The sequence below is a fragment of the Clostridium frigoris genome (genome assembly GCF_018861865.1).
GTDB classification, from domain to species: Bacteria; Bacillota; Clostridia; order Clostridiales; family Clostridiaceae; genus Clostridium_AD; species Clostridium_AD frigoris.
The window spans coordinates 1-11,481 of the sequence record NZ_JAHLDV010000074.1; the positions used below are offsets into that span (position 1 = coordinate 1).

Sequence of the window (11,481 nt, forward strand, 5' to 3'; positions counted from 1 at the left end):
CAAGCTCTATGTTACAAGGATATTGTTTCTTACGGTTCTTAGTTCAATGAGAACTGGACCGCTTTTGCGGTTTACAATCGCCCACTTCTACAAGTGGTGCGTATGTTGAATCCTAATATTATAAAGCCTCAAGTTGGAATAATATTTGCTTAGCCAGTCTTATAGGTATACGACTATTTCTTCTAAAGTCTTTCTAATCTTTTTAAAATCTTTTGGCTCAGCATAACCAATAGGTGTAAATGCAATCGGCTCAAAATCCTTTCCAAGACCAATAATTTCACTAGCCGCAATTGGATCAAAATTGGCAATCCAATTTGTACCAAGTCCTAAATCTGTGGCTTCCATTATAATATGATCCATTACAATTGCTGCGTCTACATCACTATAATTTTTACCATCTTCTCTTATCCAACTTTCCTTAGTAATCGCGAAAATCCCAAGTACAATTGGAGCTTGTGTAAAATACGGACGTGGGTATATCTTTTTTAATTCATCCTGGTGTTTTTTAGTATTAATTACAACTATTTTGAAAGCTTGTTTGTTATGCGCTGTTGGAGCAAGTAATGCCGCTTTAAGTATTTTATTAAGTTTTTCGTCCTCTACATCCTCATCCTTATATGCTCTTACGCTATATCTTTTTTCAACTAAATCTAAATATTCCATTTATAATCTTCCTCCTTAATATTTTTTCTAAGACTTTTATTTAAGTATAAAAACGAATCTTTATAGAACTATATTCCTTAAATTCCCTTTCATAATACAAATTCGTGCGTACTATCTATTCACACTCAATTATAATACAATAGTATGCATATAGATAGTACGCACTTTTAAGTAAGCTAGTGTAATTCCAAAAACGCTAAAATTATCCTGAGTAATATATATTATTTCAGGCAAAAATTTGATATACTTAGGAGGATGAATTTGAGTTTCAAAAAAGAAAAAAGTTGAGGATTTTAAAAACCACTTATGAGAAAATAAGTGAAACAGCAATTTAGAATAATATAATATAAAAATGAGGTTATATTTATGGATGATTATAAAATGTTTCACCTATTAGAAAAAATATATGTTGAAGTTCAAGAAACTAAAAAAGAAGTTAAAAGTCATAATGATAAATTTAATAATCTTGATAATAGACTTGCTAGACTTGAAAATGAGGTTAAAAAAATAGGACTAATGCTAGAAGAATATAAAGGCAATACTGAACATATCACGATTATTGATAAAAAAATTGACAGGTTACAACTAGATGTGAATAGTATAAGTACAAAAGTGTCTTATAATAATAAAATAACATCATTTATCAAATTAAAATAATATCCTATCAAAATTCTTGTCTAGTATCTCCTTTGGAGTTACATCCACCATTGTTTTTACATTAACACCTAAAACAATAAATGCAGAAGATCTCTTTCTGATATCTTCTGCAGTTGTATCACTATCATCTTTTTATGTAAGACAGCATCCGATACTTTCCATAAGTATACTGTTTTTGCGATGTTTTTTAATTCTCCGGTACCAGTATTAATTGAATATTTCTAATCAAATTTTATTGTTTTTAAAGTTTCTTTTATTTTTATACATCTTTTTGTCAACTTCCACTAAGAGTTTTTTTATATCAATGTTTTCATAAGAAATTATTTCAACAATACCATAAGAAAGTGAAAGTATTTCATGAATGTATTTGAGTTTATCATTTAATCTTTCAATAATTTTTTTTGCAGAGATAGCATTACACTCTAAGAGAATAATAATGAATTCGTCCCCACCAAATCTATATATTGAATCAATATTATTTCTTAAATAAGTTTTGGTTATCTTCGCAAATCCTTTTAAAACTCTATCTCCTTCATCATGACCATAATTATCATTTATTCTTTTAAAATTATTTAAATCGATACAAACGAGACTTAAATTATAATTTCCTCTTTCAGCCCTTGTAATTTCAACCTTTATTTTATTAAAAAACTCTCTGCGGTTATAGAGTCCAGTTAATGGATCAGTTATAGATAAGCGATTTAATTTATCATTTAATATTTTAGACTCTATATTTTTCTTTGATAATTCCCTCTGCATTGTTATTAGCTGATTATTTAACTTAGTCATTTCATCTAACACTTGTTCTTTTATTAAAGACTTATTCGAGTTATCATTAACTACTTCTTTTATTCCCAACTTCGATGTATTCATTATCTCATTGTCAATTTTCAATAATTCTTTTTTTATATATAAAACATCATTAATATTATTAAAAGAAGTTATTTTTCCAACCTTAAAATTATTAGCTAATAAATTAGAAGTTTCTATTGCATTCGGTGCATAAAAGTCCGCTCCCACTTCTTTCCATAATTTTTTATCTATATTAAATATATACCCACCAACAAGTATTTTAATGTCCTTGAGTTCTTCAATACATCTTACTTCTTCAATGATTTCTATCACCTTTTGCAGACCTATCGTCATTGTTGCACTTATTCCTAAGACATGGGGTTTCTGTTCTATTAGAAAACTTATTAAATCTTTTTTTTGAACATCTACTCCTAAATAATACGTATCCCAACCATCTAATTCTAATATATCGGATACCATTTTAATTCCAATTTCATGTAGCTCTTCACTCACACAAGTCCCAACAAATTTTAAACCATTTTTATCGGATACAAATATTTTTGAATATAGCTGTGACATTATAAATTGTGTAGTCGCAGTAAAATAGTGTTCCTGAGCTACAGTTATTTTGTTTGTCTGCAATAGACGTCCTATTTCTTTTAAAGCTGGTTCAAAAACATAAACATATATGTCTTTAATAGGTATTCCTTTTTCCATTATATCCATAAGCCATTTACTTGCTTTTACTCGTTTCGTTTCTAAAATTAATTTTAAATATTCAGTCATAATATTAAAATAAACATTATTGTTATCTAAGAATTCCTTTGAAGCTGTAATTGGAGACAATAGATTATCAATATGTACCATAATAAGTCACTCTCCAATATTGTTTGTTGTTGACTTCTGTAAAATAAATATTTTTTTCTTATACTCATATCAATCCACTTTGGTGTAAAAACATAACAACTTAATTGATTACATTCTATCATAATTTTGAATAAATTGGTATGTTTTAGGTAAAACAGTTATGTGTATTATTTTTAACTAATGATTCCATATTAAAAGGTTTATCAATAAAATAATTTGCTCCTAAGTATATGGCTCTTTCCATCATTTTATACTGACCAACTTCAGATAAAACTATTATAAAATAAAAAAGTGTATTTAGTTAAATAATTTTATCTTTATTAGCTTGTTTAGACTTTTGTGCAACAAAATCTAAAATTAATTGTCTGTGTTTTTCAGTTATATCTTTATACTCATAATCAACTTTATTATGAGTGTTATCATTCATAGCAGTTACTCTAACATTCGTACATAGAATTGTGATAGTTTCATTTTTTATTGTTAAATTAACTAAAGCAAACTTACTATTTAGTTCACTTTTAGGAATAACAATACACACGCCTCCAGCACTAATATTTACAGTGTAAGTTTTTCTGAAAAATCTAAAATATCTGGTATCAACATCCTTTAATTCCTTGTAATCCTCATCATCATAAAGTGGAGAATATTCTGCCTCCAAAATAACAGACACTCTTTCGAATTTCCTTCTTTCAATTTTATATATTAGTACAGGCGTACTAATTATTATATATTGTTCATTACCCTTTTTTTGAACACCTAGAATACCTGAACTACATCTCATAGCCTCATGACTATAAATAAAAATTAACTCAATAGATTCCCCTTTCTTTAACTCTATATGTGCATCTTGTTTATTATTTATTTTGATACCCAAATAATCATGAGATATCTTTACAACTTTACCATTTACCAATGATTTATTAGAGTTGATAAGCTTTACTACATCATTTTCATTTATCCCTACTATATCCAATACAATCACCTCTTTATACACTAGATACAACCATTAGTCATCTTAAAATATGGATGCTTCATATGTTTTCTGTTTTCAAAATATATAATATTCCTTTTAGACTATGCAACATACTAATCATTGGACCATTAAATTATATTTTCATTACATTTAGAACCTTTTGACTATGTTATGAATATTCTGTCATATAATATTTTTTAAGTGTTTGATAATAGTTGTTACAACAAGTAGTGTGAAAAAACTTTTCACTACTCAATATTTTTATGAGGTGAATATAATGAAAATTTATAATGTTTTAGATATTATTCGAAAAATGAATACTTCAAATGAAGAAATGTTAAGAATTAAATATGAAAATAGGTTTATGATAATGATCTCTTTCTCAATTTTACTTATAGGTGCAATATCAAAAATTCTTGTTATTGATCTGATTTTCCACCAAGATATAAAAAATATGTTGATTGATAGTTTGTTTTTATTTGTGTTTTTTTTATGTTTTGACGTTTTCCATAAAGTAATCAAGAATGAAATTAATAACAATCGTTATTATCATATTAATAAACAATATCAAGAAGATGTTGAAAAAAATAAAATAATTTTATTTTTTGAAGAAAAAATTAAGCATCTTGCTTACCATGATTATTTAACAGGATTGCCTAACCGGTTGTTCTTATCTAAGCAAACTAACCATTCAATATTCTTGTCAAATAGTATGAAAAACATGATTGCAATCATGTTTTTAGATTTGGATGATTTCAAAATGATTAATGATACCGTGGGGCATGACATAGGAGATCAATTATTAGTAGAAGTATCGAAAAGATTGATTAACGTCGTGGAAAAATGTGATACTGTTGCCAGAGTTGGTGGAGATGAATTCATTATATTAATTAAAAATGTACAAAACATGGATTACATTAATAAAGTAGCAGAAAAAATTCTTAGATGTTTCGATGAATTCTTTATACTTAATAATCAAAATTATTGTGTTACTACTAGTATGGGGGTTTCTTTATATCCAACAGATGGGGAAAATGCAGAAGAGTTAATTAAAAACGCAGATATTGCCATGTATAATGCTAAGTCTGAAGACAAGAATCAATATGTAATTTGCAATCCAATAATGAAAACTAAAATCAATAAAATGATGGAAATGTACAATAGCTTATGCCGAGCACTGGAACGAAATGAGTTTGAACTATATTATCAGCCTCAACTGAGCTGTACTTCACACGATATTGTAGGATTAGAGGCATTAATAAGATGGAATCACCCAGAACTTGGCATGGTATCTCCCATTGAATTTATTCCAATTGCTGAACAAACAAATTTGATTATTTCAATTGGAGAGTGGGTACTCCGGACTGCATGCAAGCAAACTAAATCATGGCAGAATATGGGGTTACCTTGTATTCAAACTGGAGTTAACCTTTCGGCAAAACAATTTCTAAATTCTAATCTTATTAAAGACGTGGAAGAAATATTAAAAGAAACCGGCCTAGATTATCAGTACTTAGAACTAGAAATTACAGAAAGTGCGTTTATGAAGGGTAAGAGTAGTATTATTAAAACTTTACACATATTAAAAAAACTTGGTATTCACATTGCAATTGATGATTTTGGGACAGAATATTCGTCTTTGAATTATTTAAAACAATTGCCTGTAGATAGAATTAAAATACCTATGACATTTATAAAGGGTATTGGTTCGAGCACTAAAGATGAGGCAATTACGAAAGCTATTATTATATTGGCTAAAAACATGGGATTAGGTGTCATTACAGAAGGCGTTGAAAAAAAGAATCAACTTGATTTTTTAAATCAAGAAATGTGCGACGAGATACAAGGCTACTATTATTTTAAGCCCATGCCAGCCCATGAGGTAGAAGAATTATTAAAAAAAATGGCCTAAAACAATAAATGCAGAAGATCACTTTCTGATATCTTCTGCAAAATTTTATAGCAATGATACAAAACTAATACTTCCTAAAACCTGCACTTTTTTTCATTTTCATCTAAAACTCTTTTTAAAGCTATTTTGTTACTCTTTTTAAGTAATAATCCATCACTCCTTTTACCATAGGTGTAACGTAATGACTCTCACCTTTATTTTTTACATTTTCAATTAACATTGATATTACTATTTTAGGATTTTCTGTGTTCATACATACAAACCATCCATTCTCTTCTGCAGTTGTATCACTATCATCTTTTTTTAGTTCCGCTGTTCCCGTTTTACCTGCAAGAGCTATTCCATCAATTTTAACATTATGTGCTGTACCATTTACATCCTCTATAACTGCGGTGAGGTCATCTTTTAATATTTTTATATTATCTTGTGAAATTACACTTGCTTTCCATACCTTAGACACTATTTTTGTGCTTATAGCCTCTAGAGTTGGTGACATAATATTTCCGTTGTTAACAACTGCGCTATAAGATAATGCAATCTGAAGTGGACTCATAAGGACTTCCCCTTGACCATAACCAGTATCCGCAAGTAACTCGTCATTTTTGATTTTGTTATTATTTGCTACTTGTGAATTTGCAATAGGATAACCTATTTGAAGCTTTTCACCTATCCCAAATTTATTGCTTTCACTTATAAATGCATCTTTTCCTATACTAATTGCTGACTTTGCAAAGTATATGTTATCTGAATATACAAATGCCTTTTTTAAGTCCACGGGACTTACCGTGCCGTCAACTCTCTTAACCATATGTGGTCCCCATGATTTATCTAGTCTCCAAGAATCTCCTTGTATGTTTATAGCGTCACTTGGTTTTATTTTTCCATTATCTAAACCAATAGATGCCGTTATAAGTTTAAATGTGGATCCCGGAGAATATGCGGCGCTAAATCTATTTTTAAATGGTTCACTCGCAGCTTTCCATGCTTTTAGCTGAGTATTAGACTTATATGTTGTATAGGCATTTGAGGCAAATGAAGGTGAAATTACCAAAGCCAATACCTCTCCTGTTTTTGGATTTATAGCAGTTGAAGCTCCTGGTTCCCCTTTCATCTGTGCATATATTTTCTTTTGAAGCTCAATATCTACTGATAATTTTATATTTTCACCAGGTTTAGATTCTTTTTTAAGAATTACAACCTTGCTCTTATCCTTAACCTTAGATATATAAATTGTTACTCCATCTTCACCCTTAAGTCGTTTCTCATATACCTGTTCTAGACCTTTTGGACGTATCATGCTATGAGAACTATATCCCTTCCCAGAGTTCTTTTCTAGTTCCTGCGCAGTTATAGGTCTAATGTAACCTATAAGTGACCCAAATGCTTCTCCACCTGGATATATTCTTCCTTTTGGTATTATTTTCAATACTCCCTCAATTTTCATAACTCCACTTATTTTTGCTTTTTCATTACGCAATATATTAATAATTGGTATAAATTGATTAGAATCTTCATTACCTTTTAATTTATTTTCTATTACCGAAGCGTCAATATCAAGTATTTTAGCCATTTGTGCTATGTTAGCATCCTTACTTTTTACGAATCTAATAGGTTCTATGCCCAGAGTAACAATTTCATCATCTGTATTCTTAGCAAGTGATTTCCCGTCCCTATCAGTAATTTCTCCACGCTTAGCAGTGTCCGTAGTTACCTTAACTGTATCTCCTGAATTCATACTAGGGAATATCATTTTCTCATCCCAACTTATTGTCCACTGATTTTTATTATCAACTTTTTCTTTTACCATATTTGCCTGGTAGCCTGGGGTTGTTACTTTCCCTGCAACAGTATCCATAACTATAGAAAATGGTATGATTACATTTTTTTTGTTTCCTTCCTTGATTTGATCTTCATTCTCAACTTTAATTGATATATTTTTTGCCTCTATACCCTTATAAATAGCAGTATATTTATCTACAAATTGTTTTTGCGTTACTTCGCCTTTAGTTTTAACCGAAAGCATGTCGTACATACTTTTATAGTCTTTCTTTACCCAATTGTTTTTATATGTATTAAAGGTTGTAGTTGCACTAGCTCCCTTTGTAAAAAAAGTATACATAAATGCTACTATTACTATTAAAATAATGCCTAATGCTACAAACAGAATCACTTTCAAATTCTTTTTTAACATTCTTTCACATCTCCTTTATTCATTTAAATCAATATCAAACCTTTTTCAAAATCTTTTCTTTCAAGTCTTTTTATTTGGCTGCATGTATATTATTTATATTAATAATTTTCAATTTTTAGCACTACTTCGTGAACTTCCACCACTTCGCTCCTAGAGGGTATTACCATAATAACTATATAATAACATAATATAAATTACCTCCAACTATTGCATTTAAATAAGATCAAGGTAAAAAATAAAACATTTGGTTTTATTGTTTACCTTGATGCATAAAAAAAATACGAACATACGTTTGCAAAATCATTTATAATATAGTACAATATAATCGAGGTGATGTTATTGGAATTAGAGTGGAACCAACAAAGAGTAACAGCTGAGATTATGAAATATAAAGAGTTATTAGATGACAGAATCATAACAGAAAAAGAATTTGCTATTAAGGAAAAAGAATTATTAAAAATACTAACAAAGAAGAAGTCAAATTCTTGGTTTAGAAAATTTAAAATTCATTTTTTACTATAAAAAACCTTCTCATATTATAATATTAAGCATAATTTTATATTTTTCTTTTATATCGTCACAAGTACCTCATATCATTAGACATGGGGTACTTACTTTAAGTGTATATTCCTATTCTGAAAGTAACACAAGTGTAATTGGATTACTTTCATTTTTAGTCTATTACTCAGTTGGAAAAATTGTAAATACAATCAGTTCTTATTTAGTTTGAAATTCAAAATTTTTGATAATTTATCTATGTCACCGTTAAATCGTAAACTTAATAATTTATTTTCATCTTCGAAAATTAGATAACAAGGTGGTTCATTTTCAGGAATTAATATATATACTTCACTTACAAATGTTGAATGCAATAATATAACGAAAAGAGACAATACAACTAATAACTTTTTAATCATGTTAACCACCTCTTTATTAAGATTCCCATGATAGACTGCAATTATTATGGATTAATATGTGCTTTTCGTATATTTAGTCTCAGATAACCTCATATCTAACTAATGTGAGATTTAATATATTTAGATTATATTAATATTGTGAATGTACCATAATTGAGTTACATCCAGATTGAGGCTATTACTAATTTTTAACAATTTTAAATATACTTAAATTATGTTAATTATGGTATAATTAAATATATATTATTAGTCGTAATTGAAAAAAAGCAATATATAATTATATAAAATATAATCAAGGGACTTTTATTGCGAACTGTATAAGACTCAAATATCAGTCAACAGATAATATTAAGAACCCATTAGTCAAGAGTTATGGAGAATGGTATGATGTTCATGGTGCTAAAGGATTTACAGGAAAATATGAAGTTTTATATATCGCTGTAAAGCCTGATAAAAAAAATGTTTATAAGGTTACCACAGTAAAGACTGAGCCATAATATCCATTAGCATAATTCCGTTTTTGATTAACTAACTAAGGAGGTACTATTATGAAATTAAATGGAGATGACTACAAACAGAGTATAAAAATGCTTACCTGCTTAGTTGAGGACACAGAGTTCACAATAGAAGATATAAATGATCTTACTGAAGATATCCTTGAATTAATATTAATTTTACATGGAATACGTAAAAATTTAAAGAAACAAAAGTAATACATAGTGCAAAATAAGTCATCACAAATAATTTACACTTTAATTTCATGTATAATAATTAATTTAGCACCCTTAAATTACATACAACATACAACCTACTATTTTGTATGTTATATAGCAATACCTTATTACTATTCTATATGGATATTTAATTAATGTCATAAAACCAATTAGAATTCTTTATTTAAATATATTTTAATTGAAGCAAAGAATGAGACTACTATAAAAATTATGGATATGACTGTGAGTATAATTTTTTGGAGTAATCCAAAATCAACCCCCAAGATTGTACTATTCGTTAATATTTCATTTGCGATAGACATAAGACTTCCCATTACAACCATAATTATAAAATTCACCCACCTTGATTTGAGGTATCCGAGTTTATAATAAAACGGAAAAAAAGCAGAGAAATAAGCACATACGATGAAAAACTCAATAAAAATAGTATTTATACCTAGGGTTTTATTTACTAAAGTTGGAGCAATAAAATGTAATAAACTGCCCATGATAAGTGTTATTAATATAGCGCAGATAAGAAATACAAATACTGATAAATATTTTGCAGTCACCACAATTTTTCTATTAACAGGCAAACTATTTATCATTAATTCACTGTTATATTTAAAATCATAAGCATTAGCATAAACTACCAGTAGATATATACTTAAAAAACATAACAATATAGTGGGTGCATAATTGTTTTGAAATATAAATATGTTTAATATGTTAAAAAATAAAAACACAAATACGGTTTTATCCTTTCTTTGAATCCTAATGTCTTTCATTATAAGATTAAACATGAATATCACCCCTGATTGTATAAACCATAATATCTTCTAGTGATGCTTTTTCAATCTTACAATTCTCATTAAATAAAATCCTTGCTTTGTCTTTATTATCAGTTAATCCTTCAAACCCAGAAGAAGTTTCCCTTATACCTATAAATTCCTTTCGTATATTTATGTCTAAAAGTTTAGAAGCACCTTTCACTATTGCGTATTTTTGTAGCACTTCTTCCTTCGACTTAGAAAACACCATACTTCCTTTATTAATAAAAGTTATATAATCTGCAATTTTTTCAAGATCTTCCGTAATGTGTGTAGAGAAAAAAATTGACATCTCCTCATTCTGAATAACATCATATAAGATATCCATAAGTTCACTTCTAAAAGCAGGATCAAGTCCTGAAGTAGGCTCATCCATAACAATAAGTTCAGCTCCATGGGAGAGTGCTAATGCTAAGGCTAATTTTGTTTTCATTCCCTTTGAAAGTTTATCTATCACCTTATTGGGATTTAATTCAAAATGTTTAATATACTCTTTAAATTTGTTTTCATCCCACTTTGTATAAAAACCTGCTATAATATTTTTCATTTCATTTATGGTAAGCATGCCATAAAATATATTTTCATCATAAACAAATCCTATTTTTTCTTTGATTTTCCTTTCGTCTTTAACGCTGTCCATACCAAAAACACTGATGCTTCCACTATCTTTTTTTTATTAAATTCATAATTGCTTTTATTGTGGTACTTTTTCCTGATCCGTTTGGTCCTATAAATCCCATTACATATCCTTTTTCAAGCTTAAAGTTTAATCCATTTAAACAGAAATCATCATAAGACTTGTTTAGATTTCTAACTTCTAATACACTGCTCATTTTACGTCCTCCTTAAGATTTCTGATAGTGTTAACACTATCTTTGTTTTATTTATTTAAAACCCTGCTATTGCAAGGATTGTAGCTGTTTTTAGCACAAAAAACAATGACCCCCTCTATTTGGTATAATTGTT

General features: G+C 28.4%; 10 protein-coding genes and 1 pseudogene. 4 read left to right on the forward strand and 7 right to left on the reverse strand.

What is annotated here, in order from left to right; genetic code table 11:
• Positions 1 to 159: 159 nt before the first annotated feature.
• The gene (locus tag KPL37_RS17805) at positions 160 to 663 is read right to left on the reverse strand and encodes a nitroreductase family protein (protein WP_216151433.1); all 504 of its coding nucleotides are present in this window, start codon (positions 661 to 663) and stop codon (positions 160 to 162) included.
• Positions 664 to 1,029: 366 nt separating this feature from the next.
• On the opposite strand from KPL37_RS17805, the gene KPL37_RS17810 reads away from it, so the two are divergent.
• Positions 1,030 to 1,320, forward strand: a complete 291-nt coding sequence (locus KPL37_RS17810) for a hypothetical protein (protein ID WP_216151434.1) — start codon at positions 1,030 to 1,032, stop codon at positions 1,318 to 1,320.
• A 225-nt stretch (positions 1,321 to 1,545) separates the two neighbouring features.
• On the opposite strand, the gene KPL37_RS17815 is transcribed toward KPL37_RS17810, so the two are convergent.
• Both KPL37_RS17815 and KPL37_RS17820 read right to left on the reverse strand, forming a co-directional pair.
• Positions 1,546 to 2,979, reverse strand: a complete 1,434-nt coding sequence (locus KPL37_RS17815) for a diguanylate cyclase domain-containing protein (RefSeq protein WP_216151435.1) — start codon at positions 2,977 to 2,979, stop codon at positions 1,546 to 1,548.
• 301 nt (positions 2,980 to 3,280) lie between these two features.
• Complete coding sequence (locus KPL37_RS17820) at positions 3,281 to 3,952, reverse strand: flagellar brake protein (RefSeq protein WP_216151436.1); 672 nt, start codon at positions 3,950 to 3,952, stop codon at positions 3,281 to 3,283.
• Between the two features lie 232 nt (positions 3,953 to 4,184).
• Here KPL37_RS17820 and KPL37_RS17825 point away from each other — a divergent pair, with 232 nt between their 5' ends.
• On the forward strand, positions 4,185 to 5,864 hold the full coding sequence (locus tag KPL37_RS17825) for a putative bifunctional diguanylate cyclase/phosphodiesterase (protein ID WP_216151437.1): 1,680 nt from the start codon (positions 4,185 to 4,187) through the stop codon (positions 5,862 to 5,864).
• Positions 5,865 to 5,985: 121 nt separating this feature from the next.
• Here the strand turns inward: KPL37_RS17825 and KPL37_RS17830 are convergent, their stop codons facing one another.
• The gene (locus KPL37_RS17830) at positions 5,986 to 8,055 is read right to left on the reverse strand and encodes a penicillin-binding transpeptidase domain-containing protein (RefSeq protein WP_216151438.1); all 2,070 of its coding nucleotides are present in this window, start codon (positions 8,053 to 8,055) and stop codon (positions 5,986 to 5,988) included.
• Between the two features lie 339 nt (positions 8,056 to 8,394).
• On the opposite strand from KPL37_RS17830, the gene KPL37_RS17835 reads away from it, so the two are divergent.
• On the forward strand, positions 8,395 to 8,577 hold the full coding sequence (locus tag KPL37_RS17835; protein ID WP_216151439.1) for a hypothetical protein: 183 nt from the start codon (positions 8,395 to 8,397) through the stop codon (positions 8,575 to 8,577).
• A gap of 188 nt (positions 8,578 to 8,765) precedes the next feature.
• On the opposite strand, the gene KPL37_RS17840 is transcribed toward KPL37_RS17835, so the two are convergent.
• On the reverse strand, positions 8,766 to 8,972 hold the full coding sequence (locus KPL37_RS17840) for a hypothetical protein (RefSeq protein ID WP_216151440.1): 207 nt from the start codon (positions 8,970 to 8,972) through the stop codon (positions 8,766 to 8,768).
• A 548-nt stretch (positions 8,973 to 9,520) separates the two neighbouring features.
• On the opposite strand from KPL37_RS17840, the gene KPL37_RS17845 reads away from it, so the two are divergent.
• Positions 9,521 to 9,685 carry a hypothetical protein gene (locus KPL37_RS17845; protein WP_216151441.1) on the forward strand — a complete coding sequence of 55 codons (165 nt, stop codon included), beginning with the start codon at positions 9,521 to 9,523 and terminating at the stop codon, positions 9,683 to 9,685.
• 170 nt (positions 9,686 to 9,855) lie between these two features.
• Here the strand turns inward: KPL37_RS17845 and KPL37_RS17850 are convergent, their stop codons facing one another.
• Positions 9,856 to 10,488: an ABC-2 transporter permease gene (locus KPL37_RS17850; RefSeq protein ID WP_216151442.1), complete on the reverse strand. Its 633-nt coding sequence runs from the start codon at positions 10,486 to 10,488 to the stop codon at positions 9,856 to 9,858.
• Positions 10,481 to 11,348: pseudogene (locus KPL37_RS17855) on the reverse strand (ABC transporter ATP-binding protein). Before KPL37_RS17855 ends, KPL37_RS17850 begins: the two are co-directional and overlap by 8 nt.
• Positions 11,349 to 11,481: the final 133 nt, after the last annotated feature.

What these genes read in the sequence shown, in the direction of transcription:
- KPL37_RS17850 (WP_216151442.1), bottom strand. Translation starts at nt 10,488, where the DNA reads ATGTTTAATCTTATAATGAAAGACATTAGGATTCAAAGAAAGGATAAA.
- KPL37_RS17815 (WP_216151435.1), bottom strand. Translation starts at nt 2,979, where the DNA reads ATGGTACATATTGATAATCTATTGTCTCCAATTACAGCTTCAAAGGAA.
- KPL37_RS17805 (WP_216151433.1), bottom strand. Translation starts at nt 663, where the DNA reads ATGGAATATTTAGATTTAGTTGAAAAAAGATATAGCGTAAGAGCATAT.
- KPL37_RS17845 (WP_216151441.1), top strand. Translation starts at nt 9,521, where the DNA reads ATGAAATTAAATGGAGATGACTACAAACAGAGTATAAAAATGCTTACC.
- KPL37_RS17810 (WP_216151434.1), top strand. Translation starts at nt 1,030, where the DNA reads ATGGATGATTATAAAATGTTTCACCTATTAGAAAAAATATATGTTGAA.
- KPL37_RS17830 (WP_216151438.1), bottom strand. Translation starts at nt 8,055, where the DNA reads ATGTTAAAAAAGAATTTGAAAGTGATTCTGTTTGTAGCATTAGGCATT.
- KPL37_RS17840 (WP_216151440.1), bottom strand. Translation starts at nt 8,972, where the DNA reads ATGATTAAAAAGTTATTAGTTGTATTGTCTCTTTTCGTTATATTATTG.